A 15,423-nucleotide genomic window follows, 5' to 3' on the forward strand; every position below is an offset into this window, starting at 1 on the left:
GAGTTTCGATATAAAACAATAGTCAGGGCATTGAGACAACCGTCTGGGTTTAATAAAAGAAGAAGCCCTTGTTGAATTTACAACAAGGGCTTCTTTATATAAAAATCATAACAGATCATGACAATCATGAAAATCTGTGTTCCATTCTTCTCTGCTATAGCGAAACACCGCGTTTCCACGGAATAAAATCGTCCTGACCGTGACGTACTGCAGCCACTTCAATTTCGCCGCTGGCAATGCCAATCACATATTCCAGAATTCTTTCGCCCGCTTGCTGAATGGTTTCTTCACCTTCGATGATCGTTCCCGTGTTGATATCGATGATGTCGCGCATTTTGTTGTATAGCTTTGTATTACTCGCCAATTTCGCAACAGGCGTGATCGGGTTACCGGTTGGCGTTCCCAAACCAGTTGTGAACAATACGACTGTAGCACCGGAAGCAACTTCCGCAGTGGTAGATTCCACGTCGTTACCCGGAGTACACAATAAATTCAATCCAGGCTTTGAAACCTTTTCAGGATAGTCCAACACATCTACAACAGGCGATGTACCACCCTTCTTCGCTGCGCCTGCAGACTTGATCGCATCAGTGATCAATCCGTCTTTAATATTGCCCGGAGAGGGATTCATATCAAATCCTGAACCTACTGCTTTCGCCCTGCTATCATAAGTATGCATTAGGTGCGAGAAGCGTTCAGCGATATCAACGCTAACACATCTGTCACTCAGATTTTGTTCAACACCGCATAATTCAGGAAACTCAGATAATATGACCGAACCGCCCAAAGCCACCAACAGATCGGAGGTATACCCAATCGCCGGATTTGCAGAGATACCGGAAAATCCGTCTGAACCACCACACTCCAAACCGATGACCAACTTGCTCAACGGCGCAGGTTTTCTTTCATTCTTGTTGGCCAGTATCAATCCTGCAAAAGTTTGCTTGATCGCTTCAGATAAAAAGTCAGATTCTTTTCCAATTTTCTGTTGCTCCAAAATAAACAATGGCTTATCAAAATTTGGAACACGTTTCTTAATTTCTTCCTGCAAGATATCAACCTGCGCATGCTGACAACCGAGGCTCATCACCGTCGCACCCGCAACATTTGGATGCGTGATATAACCCGCCAGCAACGCACACAATGCATCTGAATCATCTCTTGTACCACCGCAACCTCCATCGTGTGTAAGGAATTTTACGCCTGTTACATTTTCAAACAAACGCTGTTTATTGTTCTTGCTATAATCTGCGCTGATATCTGCCTGTAAAATATCTTCAACGCTTTTACCCGCTTTATACAGTTCGATCAATTGCTTTGCCTGATTCTGGTAAGTGACATTGCGCCCGTAGCCCAAATCTTCTACCAGTGCCTGCTGCAGTACTTTTAGATTTCGGTTTTCGCAAAACACCATTGGTATTACCAACCAATAGTTGCCTGTACCCACACTTCCATCATTGCGATGATAACCGTTGAATGTACGGTTGGCAAATTTTGAAACATCAGGTTTTACCCAATTCGTTTTTCTCTCACCCGTTGTAAAATCACTTGCTGCGTGTTTTACATTTCCTATGCTGATCAGGTTTCCCTTTTGCAATGGCTCCTGCGCTTTACCCACCAACACGCCATACATATGAATGGGATCACCCGGGTTCAAATCTTCTGTAAGAAATTTATGTTTTGCTGCAACATCATCATGCAGCGTATAGCTATTTCCGTTATAGTCAATTTGCTCACCCTTTTTCAAGTCTGTAAGCGCAACCAGTACGTTATCATCCGGGTGCACTTTTAATACGCGTTGCTTCATTACGTTGTATTTATAATTTGTTTGTTTTCACAAACAATATTTTTATTTCTCACAGCCTCGGTTCGTGTCCTCACGAACCGAAATCCTGCAAAAAAAGTCTACCGCCAAGCGCCCCGGTTCGTGAAGACACGAACCGGGGCGCTTGGCGCTTTTTTTACTTGCTTTCTTTAATCAAATCCAATGCACGTTTGGTCTCTTTTTCCAGCAAATCATAACTCTTATTTTCCAACACCGCTTTACTAATCAATTTGCTGCCCATACCTACTGCGCAAACACCTGCTTTGAACCATGTTGCAATGTTTTCTTTCACAATTTCAACACCACCTGTGGGAATGAATAATTGTCCCTGGAAAAGTTCTTTGATAGAACTCATAAACTCCGGTCCAAGAATGTTTGCAGGAAACAGTTTGATCAACATGGCGTTGTTTTGCTGCGCAGTGTAAATCTCCGTAGGCGTCATACAGCCCGGGATCCACAGCATATCTTTTGATTTGGCAATAGCAGCCACCTCTGGATTTACAATAGGAGAAACCAAAAAGTCGGCCCCTCTTTCAATAAATGCATTTGCCTCTTCAGGGCTTTTAACCGTACCAATACCGAGATACAGATCCGGCGCTTCGGTTTTTAATTTCTCTTTTAAGAAAGAAAAATTATCCAACGCCTTTGGTCCGCGATTAGTATATTCCAGCACACGCACACCTGCTTTGTATAATGATCTGATTATTTCAAGACTCACTGTCGCATCGTCCCAATAAAACAATGGCAACATGCCCTGATCCAATATGCTTTGAAGTATTTCCTTTTTTGAAGCCATATGATAAGTTGTTTGTTATTAATTAATAATTGTTAGATCCGTTCTTTGCTGATAGTACTTTGTTGTTAGCCTTCATGCTTCACATCTTCAACTAACAACCATCAACTATAAACTTTTCTCAATTTTCAATTTATCTTTAATTTCTTCCGCGCTCATTTTTGTCGCATCGCTTTCGATAAACAGCTTCTGATATGCCGCAGCCGTCGCAAATTCCAGCGTTTCCTGTGAAGAGAGTTCGTTGTACAAACCATAAATAATTCCGCCCATAAAGCAGTCACCGCTTCCCACCTTGTCCACTATTTTCTTTGCGAAATATTCGTGTGAAACAAACAGTTTATTATCGTTAAACAACGCGGTGTAATAATTAATTCCCTGCTCTGCATGATCGAAGCGGAAAGTATTCGCAACCGTTTTTACTTTGTCAAACTGTTGCAAGATCGCTTTGCTTGTATTTTCTGCTTGCAGCAAATAATGTTCTTTAGTGCTGTTCTCATTAATGATTGAAGCATCAACCGGAATACCAAGCATTTTTTCTGCTGCCCAAATATTACCCATTACTACATTACAATACTTTACGAGTTCAGGAACGACATCATGCGGCTGCTTGCCATACTGCCAAAGCTTTGCACGGTAGTTTAAGTCGATAGAAACTGTAATGTTTTTTCTTGATGCGGCTTCAGCAGCTTCTTTACATACATCGGCAACATTTTGATTCAGCGCCGGTGAAATGGCACTGAAGTTGAACCAACTCACATCTTTCAATACTTCATCCCAATCAATTGTTCCCGTTTTCAAATTGGAGAAAGAAGAATAATTTCTGTCGTAAATAACTCCGGCATTTTTTAGATCTTTTCCTTTCGGCAAATAATACAAACCGATGCGTTCGCCGTTGTACAACATTTTAGAAACATCTACTCTGTTGCTTTCAAGATATGCGGCGATCTGTTTTGCCATCATGTTATCCGGCATGGCAGACATGTAAGCAGATGGCACATCCCAAAGAGCCAACGCCGTTGCTACGTTGCCTTCTGCACCGCCCACATAAAATGGCAAACTATTGTCCTGCAACCATTCGCCATTTGTATCAGGACAAATGCGCAACAGGATTTCTCCAAATGATAGAACTTTTCCTTTTTTCATTGTCAATCTTTTATGGAAAATTGTTTATTGTTAGTTTTCTGGCCAAAAGTAATAACCCAAAATTACAACAACCTTGAACTAACAACAATCAACTTATTTCTGTTCAGAGGTTATAGAAACTCACCGCGTTACCTCCGTAAAATGCTTCTTTTTCACTTTCCGAAAACGACGCAAAATAATCATCCACAATACTCTTCATCACATTATACGATGCAGCAACATTGCACACCGGCCAATCTGAACCAAACATCAGCCTTTTCATGCCAAATGTTTCCACCACCACATCCATGTAAGGGTAAAAATCTTCCTTTTTCCAGTTTTTCCAATCTGCCTCTGTGACCATGCCTGAAATTTTACAGGAAACGTGCTTGTGATCTTTAAAAGCACTGATATCTTTTTTCCAATCGGCAATTTCCTGCGCTTTGATCAAGGGCTTCGCTAGGTGGTCTATTACAAAAGGCTGGTCAGGAAATTTCTTTGCGAACTCAAGTGAATATTGCAGTTGATCTGTGAAAATCAAAATATCATAGGTATAGCCAAACTTTTGCAGCAATGAAATTCCGTTCAAAAACGCTTCGCCCAACATATGGTCACGCTGCGGCTCACCCTGCAGCACATGTCTGAAGCCTTTTAGTTTTTCAAACTGTTTATAATGCGCCAATCTTTCTTCTACATTCGCTGCTTTTAAATCTATCCAGCCAACAACGCCTTTAATAAAATCATTTGCAGCTGCATTATGCAATTGAAATTCATTTTCTACTTCGGATTGATCTGACTGCACAACAACACATCCGTCAAGTCCATTTTCTTTTAATATTACTTCCAAATGCTCAGGCAAAAAATCGCGTTGTATCGCACTCATCTCCTCATTGATCCAGCTATCGCGAACAGGATCAAATTTCCAGAAGTGTTGATGAGCGTCTATTTTTAAATTCAAGTTGTGAGTTTTGAGTTGTGAGTTATGAGTTTTTGGATGACGCACTATTCTAATTCCTAATTTCTCGTTCTAGTTCGTCTCAAATATTTTATCCATAATAATCCACTTCTCTCCTTCCTTCGCCCAAGGCAAAGGCTGCTGAAATTTCCACATCAATTTTTCCCATTCCTGCACTTTTTCGTTGCCTGCATCAGCGGCTCCCTTAGCTTCGAAGCTGAATGAATCGTTTGTTTCCATTATCATAAACAGGCGGTTGCCGGTTCTGTATATTTCCATATGCTCAATGCCGCTTCCTTTAATGCTTTCCAATATTTCGGGCCACACAGATTTGTGATAAGCTTCATATTCTTCGATCAACGCCGGATCATTTTTCAGGTCGAGTGCAAGACAATATTTTTTCATCATCATTTAGTGAGATGCGGCAAGTTTAATTTGCTGCACTTTAATATTTTTAAATGCGAACAACATTACTACTATGAAACAAGCAGCAGGTACAAGGTACGCTGTCTGAATATTCGTATGATCAGAAACCTGGCCCATAATTACAGGGAATATAGCGCCTCCTACAATTGACATAATGATCAGAGATGATCCTTCTTTTGTTTTGGAACCAAGTCCGCGAATGCCGAGAGAAAATATTGTAGGGAACATGATCGACATGAAGAACTCTACACCTGTGATCGCATACACAGAAACCATTCCTTTGCTCATCACCGCAAATACAAGCAATAGTATATTCAGGATGCTGTAGGTAGCCAACAATTTTGGAGGAGCGATGAAACGCATTAAGAATGTGCCAACGAATCTGCCGATCATAAAACCAACCATCGCACCGGCCAGCAACCCCGCTGCAACCTTTTCTTCCAGCCCGGCGGTTCTTTCTGAGAAACGGATAAAAAAACTGCTCACACAAACTTGTGCCCCAACATAGAAGAACTGCGCCAACACGCCAAACATCAAATTCTTTTCCTTGAGAATAGAACCTTCCACCTCAAGCGAATCATCCTGTTCTTTTATTTCAGGCAACGCTGTTTTCCATAATAACAACGCCACACATAGCACAACCAGTCCTATTATAATGTAAGGCAACTTAACTGATGCAGCTTCGTGATCCAGGTACGCACTTAAGTCTGTCGCAGACATCGCACCCTTTTGCTGCTCTGTCAATGACTTTCCTGAAAGAATAAACGTTCCCCCGAGTAGTGGTGCAAGGAACGCTGCCAAACCATTGAACGATTGGGCAAAATTGATACGTTGTGTTGCGCTCTCAGGATCGCCCAACACCGTAATGTAAGGATTGGCCGCTGTTTCCAGAAATGCTAACCCACTTGCTATAATGAACAATGCACCAAGGAAAAATCCATAGGACCTTGTAATGGCTGCAGGATAAAATAAAAATGCGCCCAAGGCAAATAACATCAATCCGAAAATGATGCCTCCTTTATAACCATATCTCTTCATGAACAGACCAGCAGGAATGGCCAATAAAAAATAGGCGATGTATGACGCAGAATCAATAAATGCAGATTGTGTGTCGGAAAGCTGACAAGCCTTTTTCAGGTGCGGAATCAATATAGGATTAAGATTCAGCGCAAATCCCCATAGAAAAAACAATGAGGTAATTAGAATAATCGCGAGCTTGTTTTTGTTTGTAGGCATGATAAAAAAGCAATTCGTTATGTTATGAAAACAAAGAAACTATTTTTCCCGCGTTCGGGTTTTCCCCTATTTATCCAACTATTAAGCTATTTTAACATCATTTTGCCTAAATTGTGGTTTTGGGAGATAAATTATGAAACGGAGCGGAACAAATTTTCGCGCATAAGAATGCATCTGCGGAGTTCCCTGCCCGACCAAGGCCATTCAGGCGGGCATCCAACTAAAAATAATCGCAGCGTTAGCGGCAAACAAAAAATATCCGGATGAAAGCGAAATTGCTTAAAGTATTGGTCACGCCAACCCGTTCTTTTAACGTGCGGGAAGATCTTGTCCCGAATGTGATCAACAAGTGGCATTACCATCCCGAGGTAGAAATCATCCAGGTGCACAAAGGTACAGGTACGCGTTTCGTAGGCGATGACATTAAACACTTTGCGCCCGGAGACATTGTACTGCTCGGCTCTAATTTACCGCATTACATCCGGTACGACGATCCTTATTTAAGGGTTACAGAAAGCAAAACGCCTTTTGCTACCGTTATACATTTCACCGAAAACTTTTGGGGAGAACAATTCCTTTCACTACCGGAGAACGCGTCGATAAAGGTCTTTCTTGAAAAAGCGAGATATGGTGTTGTGGTAGAAAAAAAATACAGCGAACAGATCAGCGCGACTATTAAAAAAATAAGGACAACCGAAGGCGCAGAACGGATCATTGCATTGCTGGAATGCCTGACAGCGTTTTCAAAGATGGAGAAGATCACAACGCTTTCATCTATCGGCTACCGCAACGATTTTCAATTGCAGGAAAATGAACGCATGACCGCCATTTACGATTACGCATTCAAAAATTTCAGACAAAAAATCTCGCTTGACGACATCGCTGCAGAAGCGGGCCTCGTAACCAATTCATTTTGTCGATACTTTAAAAGCCGCACTGGCAAAACGTTTACAGGTTTTCTTATAGAGCTTCGTGTTGGCTATGCCTGCAAACTATTGATAGAAAACCGGAAAACGATTAAGCAGATCTGCTACGATAGCGGCTTTAATAATTTCACCTGTTTTCATAAATACTTCAAAGCGAATACAGGCAAAACGCCGCAGCAGTATTTGAACGAATATTTGGAGAAGGAGTGACGAATGGCTTAATAACTGAGTAACTGAATAACTGACCTTGAAAAACAGCTTGTCATCAATAATTCAATTATTCAGTTATTTGACCTTTCAGTTATTAAGTTACTCAGTTATTCAATCATTAAAAAAAGCTCACTCCCACTGTCCAGCCAAACCACGCATAAGTATTGTCCCACCAATGCATCACACCATAGGAAGGCATTGCTTGTTTGTAATCTTTCACGTCTGTGTGCTGATCGGTGTAGTACAGTGAAAACGATGGGCCTGCATACAACGTAAGACCTTTTGCAACAGTGAAATTGAAATTGGCCGAAAGTTTTTGCAGAAGATTTGTGTACTGCCAATCACCTGTATACATGTACTGCGAGGTGATTTCAGGATTAATGCTAATGTTGTGTGCAAGCTTTACTGCACCTCCAAAACCTGCACCAAAGGTGTACAGCTTTTTATTGTCACTTGGGTTGGCACCGCCTAACAGAATGCCATAAAAATTCTTAGTACCGGAGCGGAAGGCAACGTTCACGCTGTTACTCTCATTGGCATAAAGAGAGAATTGATAAAAACCATTCTTAGCAATATTGATCAAACCAATGCTACAACCTTCGGAAGTATCTGCAATATTGATAAGCCCGATTTGCACTCCTTTCAGTTTTTTTGTGTGATTCACAAGTCCCGCAACCTGGAGCCCTTCCACTTCTTTCGTACTATTAAATAAACCTGCTACCGTCATACCTGTCACCTTTCCTTGCACCTTATTAACAAGTCCTCCGACTTGAAACCCTGCTACATTACCATTCACAATATTTGTCAATCCTCCAACCTGCGAGCCAATAACACTTTTGGCAACATTGTTATACAGGCCGGCAACCTGTATGCCGATAACACTATCGCCCACCATATTAAAGAGTCCAGCGACTTGCGCACCCCTTACTTTTTTATTAACTGTATTAAACAATCCTCCCACCTGTGCACCTATCACACTATCGCCAACTGTATTGAACAAGCCTGCAACCTGTGCTCCCATAACGTTTCCGCCGACAGTGTTAAAAAGGCCAGCTACCTGCGTGTATGCAACATTTTTTTGATCGACATTGAACAAACCGGCAAATTCAAATCCGGTTACACTGTTATTTTTTCCTCCGAGTACATTGAATGAAACGCCTCTTATGTCAAGCACTTGCCTGCCATTCGTTCCTACTCCCGGAGCAAATGATATTTGCGCCGGGACTACCGGGCCGAATGGCCATGCTTTCCTTTGCGTTGTATCTTTTTCCTGTGCGTTTGCCAATGTCAAAAAATTCATACAAACCATTACCACTATACATTGTTTAATTGTTCTCATATTGATTCTTTAGGGTGAGACAACGAAGTGGAACTCGACCCCTATGGGGAATTAATAATTAATAATTAAAAATTAATAGGTGCTACAGCTTGGGACTTGCCCAGTCTTTGCTGTTAGGCAAGCAGCAAGTTTACTCTCTATTTTTCCGCAACACACAAAGCATTCTTAATTCTTAATTATTAATTATTAATTCTCCGTAGGGGTAAACGCCTCTCCGCTTGTCATACTGGAAAGAAAAAATTGGCAGAAGCTATTATATTTGAACCAAGTTATCAATGTATAAGAATGGAAATCAGCCATCCGCAAAGTAATGCCTTGCTTACGAGCGACTGGAAAAACAACTTCGAATCAGCCTTTAAAACGCATTTTAAAGGCTTGCATGCCTATGCATTTACGGTTGTAAAAGACTCCACCATCGCAGAAGAAATCGTACAGCAGACATTTTTTAAGATATGGGAAAAAAAGGATCAACTGAATATTGACACTTCTCTCACCGCCTATCTATACAAAACAGTGTATAACCACAGCCTCAATCATTTAAAACATGAGAAAGTGAAACAGGCCTACCAGGCACATACCGTTCACCACATGAAAAACAATACCGATAACGCAGAAAAGAAAGTGCTGCTTACAGAGCTGCAGCAGAAAATCAGTGTGGCGCTTAGTGAATTGCCGGAACAATGCCGCACCATTTTCCAAATGAGCCGCTTCGAGGAATTGAAATACAGTGAGATCGCACAGCGTCTCGGCATTTCTCCCAAAACCGTTGAAAACCAAATGGGCAAGGCATTGAAGCTCCTGAGAGTGAAGCTTGTCGACTACCTGCCTATCATTCTAATCATCTTACCCAACCTCCTAATCCAGTAAACAATGAACACAGATCTACACGATATAAACGATGAACTACTGGTAAAATTCCTGCTGGGAGAAGCATCTCCGGCAGAAAGCACGAGCATTTCTCAATGGATCGCCACCTCTGCCGATAATGAAAAATATTTCAACGACTTCAAACTGATCTGGGATAACAGCCTGGAACTTGCTTCCAAAAGCACTGTTGATGAAAATGCTGCCTGGCAAAGGTTTCAGCAAATGATTGCGGCAAAGGAAGAATCTGCCAAAGCACCAGTTGTACCTATTACCGGAAAAAATAATTGGCTGAGAGTTGCCGCAATTGTGTTCGTAGTTATTACCGGCGCGATTAGTTATTTCATTTGGCAGGAAAATAAACCGGCGGCACAGATAAATATAGCATCTACCAGTGCTACTCTTAACGATACACTGCCAGACGGTTCGATGGTTACACTGAACAAGAACACAAAGATTTCCTACGCTGATCATTTCAAAGGCAAAACAAGAAACCTAAAACTGCAGGGAGAAGCTTTCTTTAAAGTTGCGACAGACAAAGACAAACCGTTTATTGTAAATGTAAATGATGTCACCATCACTGTATTAGGAACTTCTTTCAATGTAAAAAATAACAATGGAGAAACAGAAGTGATTGTCGAGAGCGGCCTTGTTCGCGTGGAGCATTTGGGTAAGAAAGTAGATTTAAAACCAAATGAAAAAGCTGTTATCAGTAGTAGCAACGCGGCTTTACAAAAAGAGTCCTCCACAGATAAATTGTACAATTATTATAGCAGCAGGCAATTTGTTTGCGACAAAACGCCACTGTGGAAGCTTGTTGAAAAACTGAATGAGGCTTACGATGTGAACATCACAATTGAGAATCCGTCTGTAAAATCTTTACCACTTACCACCACATTTAATGACGAATCTTTAGATAATGTTTTAAAAATCATTTCAGAAACTTTGGATGTTAAAGTGGAAAGAAATGGAAACAACATTACACTGAAGTAAAAACAATGACGACGAGCGATGGACAAATTTACAGGTAGAAAAAGAATTTGTTCATGGCATAAAAAAAGAGATCATGCAGCGATTAACCCTGATTATACTTGTATTCACAACTTTTCTATTTCACAAAAACGCAGGTGCACAAAGCATTCTAAACAAAACCATTTCTGTAGAAGTAACCCGTCAACGAGTGGAGGATGTACTGGAGATCATCAGCAACAAAGGCGATTTTTATTTTTCTTACAATAGCAATATCATTAACAGAGATAGCCTTGTAACCATATCGGCGCCGAACAAAACGATCAAACAAATTCTTGATCTCATCTTTAAATCGGGCTTTGAGTTTAAGGAAAGCGGCAATTATATCATTATCCGCCGCACACCGATAAAGCTGACTTTGGTAACGAACCAGGCAGTGAGTGAAGATAATTTTTTCACCGTGACAGGCTACATCATCGACGAGCAAACAGGCGAAAGAGTCAGGGATGCAAGTATTTATGAAAAACAAAAACTACTCATAGCCACCAGTGATGACAAGGGTTATTTTAAATTGAAAATCAAAAACAAGTACAAGAGCATTGCGCTAACGGTCAGCAAAGAAAATTACCAGGACACGACGGTGAACATTCAACCCAACTACAACCAGCAGATACGTATAGCCATTGTGCCCATCGATATTTCCAGCCGATCAATTATTATAACGCCGCAAAGCTTGTACGCGCCGGACTCCATTTACGTTGCCGTTCAACAACCAGATAGCAGTATCTGGTTGTACACGTATAAGAAGCTTGACTCATCATTGGTAGAAACTACCAGGCTGGGCCGCTTGCTGCTTTCATCAAGATTGAAAATCCAATCTGTTAACCTGAACAAATTCTTCACTGTGCGTCCCGTACAGGTTTCAGTACTTCCCAAAGTGAGCACGAACGGGAAGCTGAACTCGCAGGTGGTTAACAATTTCTCTGTCAACATTCTCGGCGGTTATTCCGGCGGGGTAAACGGATTTGAAATGGGTGGTTTGTTCAACATTGATAAGAAAGATGTGAAGTATTTTCAGATCGGCGGTTTATTCAACAGTGTTGGTCAAAGCGTAACCGGCGTTCAGATTGGCGGCATTAACAACACAGTGATGGACAGCGTTGTAGGTATGCAGGTGGGTGGAATTACCAACTACGTGAAAAATAGTTTTCACGGCGTTCAGTTGGGCGGCATCTATAATCACATCGGCAAAAGTGCAACTGGTTTACAAGTTGGCGGCATTGCAAACTATCTGAGAAATGACTTGCAGGGAATGCAACTTGGCGGCATTTACAATCACGTAAATTCCGGAACACAAGGTGCACAGATCGCAGGCATCACCAACTATTCAAACCGTTACATGAACGGATTCCAACTTGCGGGTATTGCCAACGTTACAAATAATTTACAAGGTGTTCAGATAGCCGGGATTGTTAACTACGCAAAAAAAATGAAGGGCCTTCAAATCGGATTGATCAATATTGCCGATACTTCAGAAGGTGTGAGCCTTGGATTGATCAATATAATTCTTAAAGGTTATCACAAACTTGCCTTGTACAACAATGAAGTCACTGATGTTAACATCGCGTTCAAATCCGGCACAAAATATCTGTATTCAATTTTAACCGCCGGAGCAAAACTCGATAAAAACCAAAAAGCATACAGTGCAGGCTACGGGCTAGGTACAGATATTTCCTTTACTCCACGATTTGGTATCAACCCCGAACTTACCGGTAGTTTGATCTATTTAGGCGATTTTGATAATGCCAATATTCTATCTCGTTTCAATCTGAATGTTCATTACAACATCACCAAACATTTTTCTATTTTCGGAGGACCGGCGTACAGCTTGTACTATTCTAAACAAATAACAAAAAATCCTGGCTACGCAACCGTCATCCCTTCAGAAGGTTATAGCGTGCGCAGTTTTGACAATCACCTTACAGGATGGATTGGCTGGAATGTGGGCATAGCGTTGTTTTAAGAAAGTTGTTAGTTGATAGTTTTTGGTTGTTAGGCTTTGTGTTCAACTTGGCTTCATTTGTCGTCCGTTGACTGAATTCAACGGCAATATGGCTCAATTATTTTTACCATTCCTGAAATTCCTTTTCAATAATGCTTGTTGCACCGAAACAATTCTTAATTCCTAATTCTTAATTCTTAATTCTTAATTAATTCCCCTCTCGCACACCTCTTATTAATTATTCTTTATTAATTATTAATTCCTCATAGGGGTATGTCTTTCATCAATTGTCTCACTTCCATAAACCTTACAAAGTATGACAGCAAAGACTTTAAGGCACTTGTTTTTAACAACAGCTTTACTACTAACCTTCTCTTACGTTACAAATGCACAACTTACTCAAACCATTCGTGGCACTGTAACGGATCAATTGTTACAAAAATCATTAGATGGTGTAACAGTTACCATTACTGATCTCAACAGAACAACAACAACCGCAGCAGACGGAAGCTTCAGGTTCGCAAACGTACCTGTGGGACTGCATCACGTGCATGTAACACACATAGGCTATAAGGACGCAACTATTGAAAACATAACGTTAAATTCTGGTAAAGAATACGTCGTATCAATTTCTCTTGATGTAGATCCAAAGGCGCAGGAAGAAGTTATAGTGAAAGCAAAGAGCAAAAGAAACAGGCCGCTTAACGAAATGAGCCTGGTTAGTGCAAGAGCTTTCACCGTTGAAGAAACTCAAAAGTATGCTGCAGCAGTAAATGATCCGCTGCGCATGGCGACAAGCTTTCCGGGTGTCATAGGAGCAGATGATGGCCGCAATGACATTGTCATCCGCGGTAATTCTCCTACCGGATTGCTATGGAAAATGGAAGGCATGGATATTCCAAATCCTAATCACTTCAGCAATCCTGCGAGTAGTGGCGGTGGCATTAGTATATTGAGTGCGCAATTGCTTTCTAATTCGGATTTCATAACCGGCGCATTTGCGGCAGATTACGGCAACGCATTGAGCGGCGTGTTTGACATTCATCTAAGACAAGGCAACAATGAAAAAAGAGAATACACTGCACAGGCTGGCGTGCTTGGCTTGAACCTGGCAGCAGAAGGACCTTTCTCAAAAAACTACAAAGGCTCTTACTTGGTAAACTATCGTTATTCTACTTTAAGCATATTGGACAAAGTGGGTGTGAATGTAGGCGATGGCACTACAAACTTCCAGGACCTTTCTTACAATATTTTCCTTCCTACGAAGAAAGCAGGAGACTTTACCATCTTCGGTTTTGGAGGACTAAGCAATCAGGATTACAATGGAGAAAAGGATTCATCAAAATGGGAAGATGACTACGACAGAGTAAGATCAACTTTTACATCAAACACAGGGTTCGCCGGCATTAAACATAACATTGCTTTATCCCGCAGCACACGTCTTACTTCCGGTGTTGGCTATTCCATTGTTGGAGCAAAATACAATGAGAACTACGCAGAAAACCCAGACAGCATTGTGAACACTTACGACGATAAATACACCACTAAAAAACTCTCTGTTACAACAACACTGAATCACAAAATAAATTACCAACAAACACTTCGTGCAGGCATGATTGCGAACTTTTACAATTTTAATTATTATCAGCGTTCTAGAGAAAATCCAACGGAGCCTGTTACCCAAAAAATAAACACAGCCGACAAAACCCAAACCATTCAAGGCTTTGCGGAATGGCAGTACAAACCTGTAAACAACGTAACTGTCGATGCCGGTTTGCATTATTTGCAATTACTCTACAATGATTCAAAATCCATAGAGCCGCGGGCAGCCATCAAATGGGATGTAACAAAAACAAACACGATCGGACTTGCCTACGGCCGTCACAGTCAAATGCAGGCTTTGGGTGTTTACTTTGCGGAAACAACTGACAACACTGGTAAGATATATCATCCCAACAAAGACCTGGGTTTCACCAAAGCAAACCACTATGTGTTCTCGTACAGTCATCTGTTCTCAAGGAACCTTCGTTTCAAAACAGAATTTTATTATCAGCAATTATTAAACGTACCAGTTAGTACAAGTGATACCAACACCTTGTCAACATTGAACTTAATGGGCGATTACACCACCGATCCGATGGTGAACAATGGCAAAGGTAAAAACTACGGCGTTGAAATTTCATTAGAAAAATACATGTGCAACTATTTCTATTTTCTTGCGAGCGGCTCTTTGTTTCAATCGAAATACACTGCATCAGACGGCATTGAAAGAAACACACGTTTCAACAGCAACTATGCAGCAAACTTTACAGGCGGTAAGGACTTTGTCTCAGGCAATGGTCGCAGAACGTTTGGTGTAAACATAAAAGTGATCTATACAGGAGGTTTCAGGGACACACCAATCGATGTAGAAAAATCAAAGGCTTACGGCTACACTTACTACATCGACAAGGAGGCATACAGCCTGCAAAATCCCGCATACTTTAGAACCGATCTACGCTTGAGCATGAAATGGAACAGAACAAAACATACCAACACGCTATCGCTCGATCTGCAAAATCTTACCAACAGACAAAACTATTACGGCCAATATTTTGACCCTACAAAAGGCACTGTACAAACCGCTTACCAAACAGGATTGATACCTATTTTAAATTATAAAGTGGAATGGTAGAACGCCGAAGGCGCAATTAGGAATTAAAAATTAAGAATTCTTTCAGTGTCACATGCGATATTGAAACTGATTATCAAGAATG

General features: G+C 41.1%; 12 protein-coding genes. 5 read left to right on the forward strand and 7 right to left on the reverse strand.

What is annotated here, in order from left to right; genetic code table 11:
- Nucleotides 1-154 precede the first annotated feature (154 nt).
- The 6 genes from QJ048_RS17910 to fucP all read right to left on the reverse strand — a co-directional run bounded on the left by QJ048_RS17910 (nucleotide 155) and on the right by fucP (nucleotide 6,357).
- Nucleotides 155-1,807: a UxaA family hydrolase gene (locus QJ048_RS17910; RefSeq protein WP_282335779.1), complete on the reverse strand. Its 1,653-nt coding sequence runs from the start codon at nucleotides 1,805-1,807 to the stop codon at nucleotides 155-157.
- Nucleotides 1,808-1,961: 154 nt separating this feature from the next.
- Nucleotides 1,962-2,621: a beta/alpha barrel domain-containing protein gene (locus QJ048_RS17915; protein ID WP_282335780.1), complete on the reverse strand. Its 660-nt coding sequence runs from the start codon at nucleotides 2,619-2,621 to the stop codon at nucleotides 1,962-1,964.
- 105 nt (nucleotides 2,622-2,726) lie between these two features.
- Entirely contained in the window at nucleotides 2,727-3,761 is a 1,035-nt protein-coding gene (locus QJ048_RS17920; protein WP_282335781.1) for a sugar kinase, read from the reverse strand.
- Between the two features lie 103 nt (nucleotides 3,762-3,864).
- Nucleotides 3,865-4,698, reverse strand: a complete 834-nt coding sequence (locus QJ048_RS17925) for an amidohydrolase family protein (RefSeq protein WP_282335782.1) — start codon at nucleotides 4,696-4,698, stop codon at nucleotides 3,865-3,867.
- 69 nt (nucleotides 4,699-4,767) lie between these two features.
- A complete protein-coding gene (locus QJ048_RS17930; protein WP_282335783.1) occupies nucleotides 4,768-5,100 on the reverse strand; it encodes an L-rhamnose mutarotase in 333 nt (110 codons plus the stop codon).
- 6 nt (nucleotides 5,101-5,106) lie between these two features.
- Entirely contained in the window at nucleotides 5,107-6,357 is a 1,251-nt protein-coding gene (fucP, locus tag QJ048_RS17935; protein WP_282335784.1) for an L-fucose:H+ symporter permease, read from the reverse strand.
- A 263-nt stretch (nucleotides 6,358-6,620) separates the two neighbouring features.
- Between fucP and QJ048_RS17940 the strand changes: the two genes are divergently transcribed.
- Nucleotides 6,621-7,493: an AraC family transcriptional regulator gene (locus QJ048_RS17940; protein ID WP_282335785.1), complete on the forward strand. Its 873-nt coding sequence runs from the start codon at nucleotides 6,621-6,623 to the stop codon at nucleotides 7,491-7,493.
- A gap of 118 nt (nucleotides 7,494-7,611) precedes the next feature.
- Here the strand turns inward: QJ048_RS17940 and QJ048_RS17945 are convergent, their stop codons facing one another.
- Nucleotides 7,612-8,832: an LA_2272 family surface repeat-containing protein gene (locus tag QJ048_RS17945; protein ID WP_282335786.1), complete on the reverse strand. Its 1,221-nt coding sequence runs from the start codon at nucleotides 8,830-8,832 to the stop codon at nucleotides 7,612-7,614.
- Nucleotides 8,833-9,117: 285 nt separating this feature from the next.
- On the opposite strand from QJ048_RS17945, the gene QJ048_RS17950 reads away from it, so the two are divergent.
- The 4 genes from QJ048_RS17950 to QJ048_RS17965 all read left to right on the forward strand — a co-directional run bounded on the left by QJ048_RS17950 (nucleotide 9,118) and on the right by QJ048_RS17965 (nucleotide 15,341).
- Nucleotides 9,118-9,699 (forward strand): RNA polymerase sigma-70 factor, encoded by a 582-nt coding sequence (locus QJ048_RS17950; RefSeq protein WP_282335787.1) that lies wholly within the window; start codon nucleotides 9,118-9,120, stop codon nucleotides 9,697-9,699.
- 3 nt (nucleotides 9,700-9,702) lie between these two features.
- Nucleotides 9,703-10,689 (forward strand): FecR domain-containing protein, encoded by a 987-nt coding sequence (locus QJ048_RS17955; protein WP_282335788.1) that lies wholly within the window; start codon nucleotides 9,703-9,705, stop codon nucleotides 10,687-10,689.
- Between the two features lie 73 nt (nucleotides 10,690-10,762).
- Nucleotides 10,763-12,688 carry an STN and carboxypeptidase regulatory-like domain-containing protein gene (locus QJ048_RS17960; protein ID WP_282335789.1) on the forward strand — a complete coding sequence of 642 codons (1,926 nt, stop codon included), beginning with the start codon at nucleotides 10,763-10,765 and terminating at the stop codon, nucleotides 12,686-12,688.
- Nucleotides 12,689-12,983: 295 nt separating this feature from the next.
- The gene (locus tag QJ048_RS17965; protein WP_282335790.1) at nucleotides 12,984-15,341 is read left to right on the forward strand and encodes a TonB-dependent receptor; all 2,358 of its coding nucleotides are present in this window, start codon (nucleotides 12,984-12,986) and stop codon (nucleotides 15,339-15,341) included.
- The last annotated feature ends 82 nt before the right edge of the window (nucleotides 15,342-15,423 follow it).

Source organism: Pinibacter soli (assembly GCF_029961145.1).
Classification (GTDB): domain Bacteria; phylum Bacteroidota; class Bacteroidia; order Chitinophagales; family Chitinophagaceae; genus Pinibacter; species Pinibacter soli.